10 protein-coding genes are annotated in these 13,074 nt (G+C 66.7%); 3 read left to right on the top strand and 7 right to left on the bottom strand.

All coding sequences use genetic code 11. From position 1 onward, the window contains the following. Positions 1–80 precede the first annotated feature (80 nt). A complete protein-coding gene (locus HLA98_RS19140) occupies positions 81–455 on the bottom strand; it encodes a hypothetical protein (protein ID WP_032957971.1) in 375 nt (124 codons plus the stop codon). Positions 456–707: 252 nt separating this feature from the next. Here HLA98_RS19140 and HLA98_RS19135 point away from each other — a divergent pair, with 252 nt between their 5' ends. The 3 genes from HLA98_RS19135 (at position 708) to mtnC (ending at position 2,698) form a co-directional block, all read left to right on the top strand. Next, positions 708–1,349 carry a methylthioribulose 1-phosphate dehydratase gene (locus HLA98_RS19135; protein WP_057499697.1) on the top strand — a complete coding sequence of 214 codons (642 nt, stop codon included), beginning with the start codon at positions 708–710 and terminating at the stop codon, positions 1,347–1,349. A 92-nt stretch (positions 1,350–1,441) separates the two neighbouring features. Beyond that, positions 1,442–1,999, top strand: a complete 558-nt coding sequence (locus HLA98_RS19130) for a 1,2-dihydroxy-3-keto-5-methylthiopentene dioxygenase (protein ID WP_057499690.1) — start codon at positions 1,442–1,444, stop codon at positions 1,997–1,999. A 3-nt stretch (positions 2,000–2,002) separates the two neighbouring features. Next, positions 2,003–2,698: an acireductone synthase gene (mtnC, locus tag HLA98_RS19125; RefSeq protein ID WP_057499691.1), complete on the top strand. Its 696-nt coding sequence runs from the start codon at positions 2,003–2,005 to the stop codon at positions 2,696–2,698. A 94-nt stretch (positions 2,699–2,792) separates the two neighbouring features. Here the strand turns inward: mtnC and HLA98_RS19120 are convergent, their stop codons facing one another. The 6 genes from HLA98_RS19120 to HLA98_RS19095 all read right to left on the bottom strand — a co-directional run bounded on the left by HLA98_RS19120 (position 2,793) and on the right by HLA98_RS19095 (position 12,714). After that, positions 2,793–5,411: a beta-mannosidase gene (locus HLA98_RS19120; RefSeq protein ID WP_057499692.1), complete on the bottom strand. Its 2,619-nt coding sequence runs from the start codon at positions 5,409–5,411 to the stop codon at positions 2,793–2,795. A 91-nt stretch (positions 5,412–5,502) separates the two neighbouring features. Further along, positions 5,503–6,729, bottom strand: coding sequence for an AGE family epimerase/isomerase (locus HLA98_RS19115; protein ID WP_057499693.1), 1,227 nt, complete (start codon positions 6,727–6,729; stop codon positions 5,503–5,505). Further along, on the bottom strand, positions 6,726–7,721 hold the full coding sequence (locus tag HLA98_RS19110; RefSeq protein ID WP_049447166.1) for a carbohydrate kinase family protein: 996 nt from the start codon (positions 7,719–7,721) through the stop codon (positions 6,726–6,728). Before HLA98_RS19110 ends, HLA98_RS19115 begins: the two co-directional genes overlap by 4 nt. A 7-nt stretch (positions 7,722–7,728) precedes the next feature. Next, positions 7,729–8,985 carry an L-fucose:H+ symporter permease gene (gene fucP / locus HLA98_RS19105; RefSeq protein ID WP_425480869.1) on the bottom strand — a complete coding sequence of 419 codons (1,257 nt, stop codon included), beginning with the start codon at positions 8,983–8,985 and terminating at the stop codon, positions 7,729–7,731. A 117-nt stretch (positions 8,986–9,102) separates the two neighbouring features. Continuing rightward, positions 9,103–10,152 (bottom strand): LacI family DNA-binding transcriptional regulator, encoded by a 1,050-nt coding sequence (locus HLA98_RS19100; RefSeq protein WP_057499695.1) that lies wholly within the window; start codon positions 10,150–10,152, stop codon positions 9,103–9,105. A gap of 96 nt (positions 10,153–10,248) precedes the next feature. After that, positions 10,249–12,714: a GH92 family glycosyl hydrolase gene (locus HLA98_RS19095; RefSeq protein WP_057499696.1), complete on the bottom strand. Its 2,466-nt coding sequence runs from the start codon at positions 12,712–12,714 to the stop codon at positions 10,249–10,251. Positions 12,715–13,074 lie beyond the last annotated feature (360 nt).

Below are 13,074 nucleotides of genomic sequence, written 5' to 3'. Positions count from 1 at the left end.
ATTCTCCGCTGGCCACTGTTGCCTCGAGTCCGTTGAGCAGCAACCGGTCGAGTCGCTGTCGTCCGCCGCGCCGGCTCCGCCTAGCGGCGATTGAACCAGATGAGCTGCTGCTGCCAGCCGGCACCGGCCATGCAGGCATTGAACTCGCTGCTGCGGTCGGACGCGTTGACGTCCACGATGTAACTCTCCTCTTTCGGCATGGGTACCATGTTGTACTTGCCGTCAATGGCGCAGACTTCATCAAGCCTGCAGGGCACCTTGCGGTCTTCGTAGACGGTGCGCGTGGCCACTTCATTCCTGACCGGCCAGTGATCGTCGGCCTGCGCCCTGCAACTCGAATGGGCGGGGCCGAATGACCGCGCACCCGCATCCATCTTCACCCATTCCATCGTGCAGCCACTGCTGGCAAGCATGATGCCAATCGCCCCCATCATCCCCATCGCGCGCGCGATCATCGAAGTACTCCTTTCCTTGGCGCTCGCCGGAACTTCTGCGGCAATCCGATGATGTTTCGCGGCAAGAGGGCTGTCCACGACCGGAATCGCTTCCAGCGGGAGCGCTGCCCTTCCCATTCAGCCAGCGCTGTGCTTGCCTCGATCCAACCCTTGCGCGCCGCCTGCCAGCACACCGCTTCGCGTTGCCCACGCAGCAGGCAGGCGGTCGCCGCGCGGGCCCAGCATCGGGCCGGATCACGTAAAATGCCGTCCATGGACACCACCACCTTCCCCTACGACACCGCCCGCCTGGGCGAACTGGCCCAGCTGCTGATCGACAACGTCCGCGAACTGGCCCACGCCGGCTGGACCCCGGCCACAAGCAGCAACTTCTCCCACCGCCTGGACGACCGCCACGCGGCGATCACCGTCTCGGGCAAGGACAAGGGCCGCCTGATCGAGGACGACATCATGGTGGTGGACTTCGACGGCCAGGCCGTCGGCCGCCCGCTGCGCCCGTCCGCCGAAACCCTGCTGCACACCCAGCTGTACCGCCGCTTCCCCGAAGTGGGTTGCGTGCTGCACACCCATTCGCCGGTGCAGACCATCGCCTCGCGCCTGTATGCGCCGCAGGGCCACATCCGCCTGGAAGGCTATGAACTGCTGAAGGCCTTTGCCGGCAACAGCACCCATGAGATGGCCATCGACGTGCCGGTGTTCGCCAACACCCAGGACATGAACGTGCTCTCGGCGCAGGTCGATGACCTGCTCGATCGCCAGCCGCTCTGGGGCTACCTGATCGACGGCCACGGCCTGTACGCCTGGGGCCGTGACATGGCCGATGCACGCCGCCACCTGGAAGCGTTCGAGTTCCTGTTCCACTGCGAGCTGGAACTGCGCAAGCTGCGCGGCTGAACCCGCGCGCATGCGCAGATGCCGATCCGGAATCTGTGCCTCGCCCCCACCCTGCTACCCTGTCTTCCCCCCGAGACGTTCAAGCTGCCGCCATGAGCCGACTGCGCATCTACGACGACACCCGCCCCGAATCGCCGCTGCTGGACACCCAGGACGGCGCGGTCATCGCTGCCGAACTGCAGAATATCGGCGTCACCTTCGAGCGCTGGCAGGCCACCGCACCGGTTGCGCCGGGTGCCAGCCAGGATGAAGTGTTCGCTGCCTACCGTGCGGACATCGACCGTCTGGTCGCCGAGCGCGGCTTCAAGAGCGTGGACGTCGCCTCGATCGCGCCGGACAACCCCAACCGCGCCGAACTGCGCAAGAAGTTCCTCGACGAGCACTTCCACAAGGAAGACGAGGTGCGCTTCTTCGTCGCAGGCTCCGGCCTGTTCACCCTGCACGTGGGCGACAAGGTCTATGAGATCGAGTGCGTGAAGGATGATCTGATCGCGGTGCCCGATGGCACTACCCACTGGTTCGACATGGGCGATGAGCCCAGCTTCGTGGCGATCCGTTTCTTCACCGAGCCGGATGGCTGGGTCGGTCACTTCACCGGTACCGACATCGCGCAGAAATTCCCCCGTTACGTACCTACCCAGGCGTCCTGATCCATGCAGCCCCGCGTCATCCTGACCGACATCGAAGGCACCACCAGCAGCATCTCATTCGTCAAGAACGTGCTGTTCCCCTATGCCCGCAAGGCCTTGCCGGCGTTCGTCTCCGAACATGGCCAGCAGCCGGAGGTCCGCCGCTGGCTGGATGCGGTGGCTGCCGAGATCGGCGGCGCCTGCCAGGACAGCCTGGTCGCCGAGACGCTGCAGGGCTGGATCGACCAGGACCGCAAGCACACCGCACTGAAGGCACTGCAGGGCCTGATCTGGGACGAAGGCTACCGTCGCGGCGATTACACCGCGCACTTCTACCCGGAAGTGGCGCCGGTGCTGAAGGGCTGGCACGCTGCCGGCCTGCCGCTGTACGTGTACTCCTCCGGCTCGGTGCCGGCGCAGAAGCTGTTCTTCGGTTTCAGCGATGCCGGTGACCTCAGCCCACTGGTGTCGGGCTGGTTCGATACCGAGATCGGCGGCAAGCGAGAGGCCGACAGCTACCGCCGCATCGTGCAGGCAATCGGTGTGCCGGCCGGCGAGATCCTGTTCCTGTCCGATGTGGTGGAGGAATTGGACGCCGCCCGCGAAGCCGGCCTGCAGACCCGCCTGATCGATCGCCTGGATGATTACCCGATGCCGCGCATCGGCCAGGCCGCCAACGGCCATGAGCGGGTCGAGAATTTCCAGCAGATCCAGTTGTAAGAAGGTGTGCGGACCAACGGTCCGCGCCTACCCGGCTCCGCTTCTGGTGGATGCCAACCAAGGTTGGCACCTACCAAAGCAGGATGCGCCGCCCTCAACGATCGTTGAGGGTCTTCAGCTTCATTGCTTCGCGCAGGGTCGTCAGGTCCACCGGGCCACGCACCGCGATATCGCGGATTTCGCCTGGCAACAGGTCCAGCAGGTTGTCTTCGACCTGCACATCCAGCGCTCCGAAATCGATCCACGTCGCGCGCACGTAGGCCGCGCTTTCCAGCCGCAGTCGATAGTGGTCGCCTTCGATGGACAAGGTGGCCTTGAGCTTCTGCCGCGGCAGCACCTGGTCCTTGGCCTCGACGAAACCGACCACCTGGCGCGCACTGACCTTGCCATCCTGCAGCAACTCGAATACCGCCACGGTGCGCTTCGGATCGGCACCGGCCAGCAGCTCGGCATCGCCGAAATCACCGATGGAGGTGACGCCCTCCCCTTTCAACGTCACCGCTTGCTCGCGACGGCGCAGCACCTTGCCGTCCACGTCCAGCACCTGCAACCGCCAGCGTGCATCCAGCGCGGCACCGTCGTTGAGCAACCGCACCCGTGTGCTGCCCTCGTCACGCAGCACGGCCACCGTTACCGGCGCAAAGAAGCGCCGGGCCGCGAAGTGCAACGCCTTCCAGCGACCAAAGTAGTCCACGCTGGACCATGAAGCACCCGGCCAGACGTCGTTGAGCTGCCAGTACAGCGAGCCCATCGTGTACGGCCGCGAGGCCCGATGATGCAGCGCGGCCAACGCGATGCCATCGGCCTGCATCACCTGGCTGAGGTAGACGAAGTCCTCGAAGTCCTTCGGCGTGCCGTAACCCAGCTCGATGTAGTGCAGCAGGCGGCTGTTGCCCTCGCCGGCCATGAACTTCTGGTGCGCACGGATCACCGGGCTGTCGATACGCTGCTCGGCACGGGTGGCGATCTGGTCCACCGTCGCCACGGATGGCCACGCCTGCAGCCCGTACTCTGACATGAAGCGCGGGGTCTCGCGCAGGTAGGCCTGCACCGGCAGCGCCGGATTGCCCCAGACCTGCCAGTAATGCTTGTCGCCGCGGGTGGAATCGTTGGCCTTCTCATCCAGATCATTGCTGGGCGAGCTGGACCAGTACGGCACGCCCAGCCCCTCCTCATCCACCACCTGGCGCAGGTCGTTGCCGAACAGGTCGACATAGCCCTGCCACACCTTCGCTGCAAACGCCGGGTCGGCCGCCTTCAGGTCGCGACCGTGGCCCCAGTCCTTCCAGGCGGTTTCTTCCTCGTTGTTACCACACCACAGCACGATGCTGGGGTGATGGCGCAGCCGGCGCACGTTGTCGCGCGCCTCGGCCACCACGCTGGCACGGAAGGCCGGATCGTAACCCGGCTGCATGCCGCCGCCGAACATGAAGTCCTGCCAGACCAGCAGGCCCAGCTCGTCGGCGATGTCGAAGAACGCATCATCCTCGTAGTAGCCGCCGCCCCAGTTGCGCAGCATGTTCATGTTGGCGTCGCGCGCGGCCGTCAGTACCTGGCGCAGGCGTGCGGCATCGGCGCGCGCGGGGAAGGCATCGAACGGAATGACGTTGGCGCCCTTGGCGAAGATCTCCACACCGTTGATGACGAAGGCGAAGCCCTGTCCACCCTTGCCGTCTTCCTCACGGCGCAGCTCAACCGTGCGCAGGCCGATGCGCTGCTCGCGCACCCGCGTTGCATCGGCGCCATCATCCAGGCGGGCCTGCACGGTGTAGCGGTCCTGTGCACCGTGGCCGACCGGCCACCAGCGCTGCGGCTTGACCAGTTCGACTGGTACTTCGACAGCGTTCTGGCCGGGCTTCAACAGCACCGTGCGCTGCACCTGGGCCACGCTGCGGCCTTGCGGATCGCGCACGTCCACGTTCACCACGGCCGAGCCGGCAGCGTTGCCCTGCTCCACCTGCAGCAACACCGCCAGCTTCGCCTGTTCCGCGCTCAATGCATCGGTGCGCACGGCAAGATCGGTCAGGCGGTGCGCATCCCAGGCCTGCAGGTCGACCCCGCGCCAGACGCCGGCGGTGACATAGCGCGGGCCCCAGTCCCAACCGAAGTGGTAGGCCGGTTTGCGCGCGAAGTTGCCGACCATCGCGTCTTTGGGCTCATCCCCATAGGGCGAAGGATAGTTGCCGGCGATCCTGCGCGGCATCACCTGCACGCCCGGCAGCAGGGTGCGGATGGGCGATCGGAACACGATCTGCAGTTCATTGCCATTCGCCCGCAGGCGCCGGTCCACGCGCGCACGCCACGTGCGGTGCGCGTTGTCTGCACGCAGCAGCGGCTTGCCGTTGAGGCTGACCTCGGCATAGGTATCCAGCCCGTCAAAGCGCAGCTCGGCATTGGGCTTGGCCAGCGTCGCCGCATCCACGTCGAAGCGGGCGCGGTATTCCCAGGCTGCCAGGCCGATCCACTGCAGCTCGGCCTCGGGCGCACCGACGTACGGATCGCGGATCAGCCCGTGGGCCAGCAGGTCGGTGTGCACGCTGCCCGGCACCTTCGCCGCACGCCACTGCTGCAGGCCCGGATGGGCTGCACCCTGCGCGTCGCCGGGCAGCATGCGGAATTCCCACTGTGCCTGCAGAGGCGCTGAAGCCACCGGGAAGGATGAGGCTGCAATCAGCAGCAGGAGCAGACGGACAACGAGGGAAAGACGATGCACGCGGAGCTCCTGTTTTTCCGCCGGGTGTCGCCCGGCGCTACCGATTTCGGATTGCCAGGCATGGCCTGGCACTACTGCATTCGAACGATCTTCAGCGCACCACGTTCAACACTTCGTAGCACGCGCCCATGGTGTGGTAATCCACCTTGCCGGCCGGGCTCTTCTCGTCGCTGTATTTGCGGTTGTCGGCATCGAGGATGCGGAACCAGGCGCCGTACTGGTGATCGACGAAGTGTTCCCACGAATACGCCCAGATGCGTTCGTACCACTGCCAGTAGCGGTCATCGCCGGTGCGCTTGGCCATCAGTGCGGCGGTCGCCAGCGTCTCCGCCTGCACCCAGAAGTACTTGTCGTCGTCGCAGACGAAGCTGTCGCCGCCGATCGGGGCGCCATCCATGCCCGGCTGCCGGCTCGATTCCGGCGCGAAACCGTAGTACAGGCCGCCCCGGGCGTCGTCCCAGCTGCGCGCCACGGCCACATCGAACAGGTGCTGCGCGGTCGGCACCAGCCAGTCCGCCTGCACGTGGCGATCGAGGATCAGCAGCAGCTTGGCCCATTCGGTCTGATGGCCCGGCTGGAAGCCCCACGGGCGGAACAGGTGCTTGGGGTCGTCCAGGTTGTAGTCCCAGTCGATTTCCCAGTTGGAATCATAATGCTCCCAGACCAGGCCACCGGCCTTGGCGGCCTGGCGGCGGGTCATGTTGTCAGCCAGCTGCAACGCGCGCTCGACATAGCGCTGCTCGCCACTGGCCTCGAACGCCGCCAGCATCGCCTCGCACATGTGCATGTTGGCGTTCTGACCGCGGTAGCCGGTGAAGTTCCACTGGCCATCGGCCTCGTCCTTGTACAGGCCGTACTGTGGCTCCCAGAAGCGCGCTTCCAGCAGCTGCCAGGTCTCGTCCATCCACACACGCGCCTGTTCGATACCGGCCTTCAGCGCGCAACTGTAGGCCAGCAGCACGAACGCCACGCCGTAGCAGTGGTTCATGTCGTCCTCGACCTTGCCATCGCGCAGGGTCCAGGCATAGCCGCCGGTGGCCGGGTTGCGGTGCACCTCGCGCAGGTAGCGCACGCCGTGCTCGACGGCCTCGCGGTATTCGGCATTGCCGAACTCACGGTAGGCCATCGCGTAGTTGAAGACGAAACGGGTGCTGCTCACCAGGTGGCGGTGGCTGGCATCGTAGATGCTGCCGTCATCACGGAAGTAGTGGAAGAAGCCACCGTTCGGATCGATGCAGCGCGGGTGGTAGAACGCCATCGTGTCGGCGATATGCGCGCGCAGGAACGCGGGCGAACGGAAATCGGGCGAGGTGCTCATGCGGTAATGTCCTGGGCCTGCAGCAGCTGCTGCACTTCATCGAGCGAGGGCATCGCGGCGAACGCGCCCTTGCGGGTAACAGCCAGCGCTCCCACGGCGGCGCCGAAGCGCAGCGTGGCGGTGATCGCCTCCGGGTCCTGGCAGAACGCGGCGAAACCAGCGCCCGCCCCACCGCGCTCCAGCAGGCCGACCAGCACGCCACCGACGAAGGCATCGCCAGCAGCCGTGGTGTCGACCGTGGCCACGCGGAAACTGGTGACCGTGCCGTGGTTGTCGCGGGTGTACCAATGCAGCGTAGCCGCACCGTCGGTAACGATGACCCAGCGCGCCTGCGCGGCCAGCAGGCGCCGCAGCACCGTCGCCTCGCCATCAGCGCCCAGCGGCGCGGCCAGGTAGTCCAGCTCCTCGCGCGACAGTTTGACCAGGTCCGCGCGCTCCAGCGCCTGCCACAGGCGCGGCGTCGGGTCCTCGTTGGCCGGCCACAGGGCGGGACGCAGGTTGAGGTCCAGGCTGACAACCGCACCGGCCGCACGGGCACGATCCATGCCGGCGAAGGTCGCCTCGGCGATGGCCGGCTCGGTCAGGCTGTTGGAGCAGACGTGGAAGCACTGCGCGCTGTCGAGGCAGGCAGCCTGGAAATCGCTGTCACGGAACAGCAGGTCTGCCGCTGGCGGGCGGTAGAAGCTGAAGCTGCGCTCGCCACTGGCGTCAAGGGCGACGAAGGCCAGCGCGGTCTTCGCCTCATCGGTACGCACGATGTAATCCGTGCCCACGCCGTGCTCGACCAGGCTGTCGGCCAGGAAGTCACCGAACATGTCACGGCCGAGCATGCCGACGAACTGGGTCTTGGCGCCCAGCCGCGCTGCCGCCACGGCAACGTTGGCCGGCGCCCCGCCGGCGTACTGCAGGAACGCGCGCGGCGTATCGGCCGAGGCCGGCGGCTGCGCTAGTAGATCGATCAAAATTTCGCCGAAGCAAACGATGGAACCCATTCCGGACTCAGCCTCCCTGCGTGCGGACAGCCGGCGGGCGCGAGCCCACAAGACCGTAGAAAATGATGTAGACGTAACAGATCACCGGCAGCACGAAGCTCAGGTGCAGGCCGATGCGGTCGGCCAGCATGCCCTGCAGCAGCGGGATGATCGCGCCGCCGACGATGGCCATGATCAGGAGGCTGGAGGCCTTGTTGGTCAGCGGTCCCAGGCGTTCGATGGCCAGCGAGAAGATGGTCGGGAACATGATGGAGTTGAACAGACCGGTCGCCACGATGCCGTACAGCGCGACTTTGCCGCCCGACGCCAGCGTGACGGCCAGAAGCACCACGTTGGCAGCGGCGAAACCGGCCAGCAGGCGGCGCGGCGAGAATTTGGCCAGCAACCACGCGCCGGCGAAACGGCCGACCATCGCGCAGCCCCAGTAGGCCGACACGTAGTTCGTGGCCTGCTGTTCGGTCATGCCGCCGATCTCCGGCAGCGCCAGGTAGTTCACCATCAGGCTGCCGATGGACACTTCGGCGCCGACATAGAAGAAGATGGCCAGCACGCCGAACAGCACGTGCGGGTGCTTGAGCGCATCCAGCAGCGTATGGTGGCCGCTGTCGGCCTGCTCGGTCGACTCAGTCAGGCTGGGCAGGCGGAACAGGTAGACGAACACCGCCAGCAGCACCAGCGCGATGGCCAGGCCCACGTACGGGCCCTGCACCGACTGCGCCTCGGCGGCACGGTAGGCCATCTGCTCGGCCACCGGCATCGCGTCGATCTCATCGCCGCTCTTCACTGCGGTGCTGAGGATCAGGAAGCCACCAAACAGCGGTGCCAGCGTGGTGCCCAGCGAATTGAGCGCCTGCGCCAGGGTCAGACGGCTCGATGCGGTCTGTTCCGGGCCAAGCAGCGCGACGTAAGGATTGGCAGCGACCTGCAGCACGGTGATGCCGCTGGCCAGCACGAACAGCGATGCAAGGAAGGCTTCGTAGGTGCGCAGCGCGGCCGACGGCCAGAAGCCCAGCGCGCCCACGCCTGCGATCAGCAGGCCCGCGATGATGCCCTTCTTGTAGCCCAGACGGGCCACCAGCCGACTGGCCGGCACCGACATCAGGAAGTACGCGCCGAAGAAGGTGAACTGCACCAGCATCGCGCGGGTGTAGTTCAGCTCGAACACCGCCTTCAGATGCGGGATCAGCACGTCGTTGAGGCTTGTCAGGAAGCCCCACATGAAGAAGATGGTGGTGGCGACCGCCAGAGCAGCACGGGCATTCATGACCGGTGCCTGGCTGCTGGAGGAACCCGATGGACGGGGCGTTGCGGAGATCGGCATGCGGTACGCGCCTCGATGCGCGGAAGGTCGTTGTTGCGTGGAAGGGGTGTATGGAAGGAATCAGTTCGGCCGTGCGGCACTGCTTTCGCGGATGCGCAACTGCACCGGCGCGACCGTGCGCCGTGGCGGCGCGTCCGGTTCGTCCAGTCGTTGCAGCAGCAGCGCCGCAGCTTGCCGGCCACGCTCGCGCGGATCGGCGGTGAGCGTGGTCAACGGCGGCACCGCCACCGCAGCCTCGGAAATATCGTCGAAACCGGTAACGGCAAAATCGCCGCCCGGACGGATGCCACGCGAATTCAGGCCCAGCATCAGGCCCAGCGCGACAGTGTCGTTGTAGCAGACCGCCGCACTCGGGCGATGGCCGTCGGCAAACAACTCATCGGTGCGCGCGGCGGCTTCCAGACGGTTCGGTGCAGATTCGATCATCCAGCCCGGCGGCAGCGACAGACCGGCCTCGGCCAGCGCCTGCTGGAAACCGGCACGGCGCTGGTGGCACGAACTCGATGCGGCGTGGCCGCCGAAGAAAGCGATCTGGCGATGGCCGCGCTCGATCAGGTGGCGCGTGGCGAGATAGGCGCCGTGCTGGTTGTCGAGGGTGAGGAAATCCCAGTCAGCCCCTTCAAGCTCGCGGTTGAACAGCAGCACGTTGGCATTGGCGCCCAACGCCTGCCGCAGCAGCGTGGTATCACTGCCCTCGGCCGGTGACAGGATCAGGCCGGCCGGGGTGTGCTCCATCAGCGTGGACAACACCGCCTGCTGGCGCTCCGGCGATTCACCGGTACTGCCCAGCAGCGTCACGTAACCGCGTCCACCCAGCGCCTCGTCCACACCGGAGGCGAACTCGGCGAAGAACGGGTTGGACAGATCGTTGATCACCAGCGCGATGCTTGATGACGTGCGCCGGCGCAGGTTGGCCGCCGCGCGGTTGTAGACATAACGCTGGCGGCGCAGTTCGGCCTCGACCTTGGCGCGGGTATCGACGTTGACCAGTGGGCTGCCGCGCAGCACCAGCGACACGGTTGCCCGTGACACGCCGATGGCACGCGCGATGTCGGTCACCGTCACCGCCTTGCCGGCGCGCTTGCTGGGACTGCTGCCGTTGTCGTTCATCGTCTTCCCGGACTCCGCTGGATGCTCAAGCCTAATGGATCAGGGCCCTGTCGTGCCGTGCCGTTCGCTGGGTCACCGCGAACGGCACAGTCCGTCTCAGCGCAGCTGGCTGCCCGGTGCCGCGCACCAGGACACCGGCAGGTCCTTCACCGCCGTACCCCAGCCCTGCTCCGGCGCCTTCGCGTCGAGCGCGAACTGCAGCCGCGGGCCCTGCTGCAGCCGGTTCCAGTCCAGCCACACCGGTGCATGCGCCTGGCCATCGACCTGCACGCCCTGCACGTACTGCAGGCGGCGGCCATCGGCACCCGGCGCATCGATGCGCAGCGTGCGGCCATTGCCCATGTCCACTTCCACCTTGCTGAAGCGCGGGGTGTGCAGCAGGAACTGGCCGCTGCCCGGCACCGCCGGGTACACGCCGATGGCGCTGAACAGGTACCAGGCCGACATCGTGCCGAGGTCATCGTTGCCGGTCACGCCGTTGGGCGCATTGGTGAACAACTGCTGCGCGGCGCGCACCACGGCCGCGGTCTTCCACGGCTGGCCGATCAGCGTGTACAGCCACGGCGAGTGCAGGTCCGGCTCGTTGTTCGGGTTGTAGCGGAACTGGTTGTAGTAGCTGTACGGTCCGACCACCCACTCCTTGCGGGCGGCGTTGAGCGGGTCGGCCTGCAGCGCGTCCATCGCGAAGAAGGCATCGAGGCGGCGGCCGGCCTGTTCGCGGCCGTCCATCGCTTCGACCAGGCCCGGCACGTCCTGCTGCGCCAGCCACTGGTACTGCCACGCCGTGCCTTCATGGAAACCGTGATGCGAGCGCGGGCTGTAGTGGCCATCGGCCGGCGTGTACCACTGGCCATCTTCGGTGCGCGGGCGCGGGAAACCGGTGAAGCCGGTCTCGGCGTCGCGCACCTGCGGGTCCCACACCTTGCGCCAGTTGCGGCCGCGCTCACGCAGCGTCGCCGCGTCCTGCGCGTGGCCGAGGCCATCGGCCATCTGCGAGAGCGCGCAATCCGCCAGCGCGTATTCCAGCGTCGCCGAACCGCCGTGATGCGGATCGACGTCCATGCCCTTGGACGGGAACGCGCGGTCGTAGACCACGTAGCCCTTGTCCAGATAGGTCGGGTTGCCGGAGCGGCCAGCCATGCGCGAGTTCAGCGGCGGCGTGCCGAACGCGTTGCGGCGCAGCGCATCCCAGGCCTGCGATTCACGGCCCTTGAGCGCACCGAAGCGCCACAGGTCGACCATGAACGGCGTAACCGGATCGCCGGTCATGATGTTGGTCTCGAAATTGGCATAGCCCCAGCGCGGCAGCCAGCCGCCCTGCTCGTCGATCGCCAACAGGGTACGGCCGATGTCACGCGCCACATCCGGGCGGGTCAGTGCCAGCCACTGGTTCTGCGCGCGGTAGGTATCCCACAGCGAGAAGTACTCGTAGTAGGTCCAGCCGTCGGCACGGTGGATGCCATCGTCATAGCCACGGTAGCGGCCGTCGGCGTCGTTGCCGGTCATCGGCTGTAGCAGCGCGTGGTAGACCGCGCTGTAGAACACGGCGCGGTCGTCGGCGTTGCCGCCCTGCACACGCACCCGGCCCAGCTGCTCACGCCACGACTGCTGCGACAACGCACGCATGCGGTCGAAACCGAGCAGCGCCCCTCCCTGCATGCCATCTGCGCGCAGGTTGATGCGCGCGCCTTCGGCATCCACGTGCGAGATTGCGCTGACCGCCGTCACCGACTGGCCCTTGGCCAGGTCGAAGCTGAGCCAGGCACCGTTCGGCTTCTGCTCGCCTTCCATGCTGTGCCGCGCACCCGGCAGGCCACCGCCCTCGCCCCAGGTGCCATGCGCCTTGAACGGACGGTCGAACTCGATGCGGAACCAGGTGGTGTACTGGTGCCCGCCACAGAAGCTCTTGGTGACCAGCTTGCCTTCCACCACGCGGTCGCCGACCACATCGACCACGCTGCCGATCACCGAGTGGCGTTCGTTGGCTTGGCCGACATTCACCAGCACGTGGCCATCGCCCTGGCGCTGGCTGAAGGTGTAGCGCTCGGCTGCGGCGCGCGTACGCGCGGTGGTCTCAGCATCGATGCCGCCGTAGCTGGTCAGCCGCACCTTGTAATAGCCCGCTTGGCCGATCTCGCCGTCGTGGGTGTACGACGAGGCATACGCCTTGTGGTCGAACTGCTTGGCGTTGCCGGTATCGAAATCACCGCCCGGACCGATCGAGCCGGTCACCGGCAGCACAGACACCTGGCCGCCCTGCTCCCAGCAGCCTGCGCCGGAGATGAAGGAGTGGCCGAAACCGCGGATCTTCTCATCGTCATAGCGCCAGCCCGAGTAGTGGCTGCCGATCGGGCTGACCTGGATCAGGCCGAACGGCGCCGACGCGCCCGGGAACGTATTGCCATCGTCCTTGCTGCCGATGAAGGTATTGACCTCGCGCTCCAACGCTGCCGGTGCGGCCTGCAGCAGCATCGGCGATGCCGACAGTGCGAGCAGGCAGGCCAGGCGCGCCAGCGGACGCGAAGACAATGGGACGGCGGGAGCGGACGGCACTGGACGCATGTCGGGTTCCTGTAGTCGATGACGCGGAGGCAGACGGCGCGGATCGCCGGGCGTCGTTCCGCTGAGCTCCACCATGACTGGCAGAAAGCCCCCCTGGAACGACGCCCGACCCGCCAGACCGTGGATTTAGATCGATTCAAGTAGAGCATGCAGGTTCAGCCGAATGCATTCTGCGGCGCAGCATGAGAGGGGTGTTCGGCAGGGCTGCGCCCTGCACCTGCCGATGCCGAAGCCGAAGCCGAAGCAACAGCAAAAGCCGGCTATCCGTGGGATGGCGGGGTGGGTCCGGTTGCGGGGGACGCCGTAAACCCGTCCTTGGGGGCTTGGCCGCGGCATCCATGCCGCGGACACCCCCGCAAC

Source organism: Stenotrophomonas africana, from assembly GCF_013004645.1.
GTDB lineage: Bacteria > Pseudomonadota > Gammaproteobacteria > Xanthomonadales > Xanthomonadaceae > Stenotrophomonas > Stenotrophomonas africana.
The sequence above is the reverse complement of the archived record's forward strand: the minus strand, read 5'-3'. Positions and strand labels throughout refer to the sequence as shown.

Bases quoted from the DNA above. Each gene is read 5' to 3' on its own strand.
- HLA98_RS19140 (WP_032957971.1), bottom strand. From the start codon at position 455: ATGATCGCGCGCGCGATGGGGATGATGGGGGCGATTGGCATCATGCTT.
- HLA98_RS19135 (WP_057499697.1), top strand. From the start codon at position 708: ATGGACACCACCACCTTCCCCTACGACACCGCCCGCCTGGGCGAACTG.
- HLA98_RS19130 (WP_057499690.1), top strand. From the start codon at position 1,442: ATGAGCCGACTGCGCATCTACGACGACACCCGCCCCGAATCGCCGCTG.
- mtnC (WP_057499691.1), top strand. From the start codon at position 2,003: ATGCAGCCCCGCGTCATCCTGACCGACATCGAAGGCACCACCAGCAGC.
- HLA98_RS19115 (WP_057499693.1), bottom strand. From the start codon at position 6,729: ATGAGCACCTCGCCCGATTTCCGTTCGCCCGCGTTCCTGCGCGCGCAT.
- HLA98_RS19110 (WP_049447166.1), bottom strand. From the start codon at position 7,721: ATGGGTTCCATCGTTTGCTTCGGCGAAATTTTGATCGATCTACTAGCG.
- fucP (WP_425480869.1), bottom strand. From the start codon at position 8,985: ATGAATGCCCGTGCTGCTCTGGCGGTCGCCACCACCATCTTCTTCATG.
- HLA98_RS19100 (WP_057499695.1), bottom strand. From the start codon at position 10,152: ATGAACGACAACGGCAGCAGTCCCAGCAAGCGCGCCGGCAAGGCGGTG.
- HLA98_RS19095 (WP_057499696.1), bottom strand. From the start codon at position 12,714: ATGCGTCCAGTGCCGTCCGCTCCCGCCGTCCCATTGTCTTCGCGTCCG.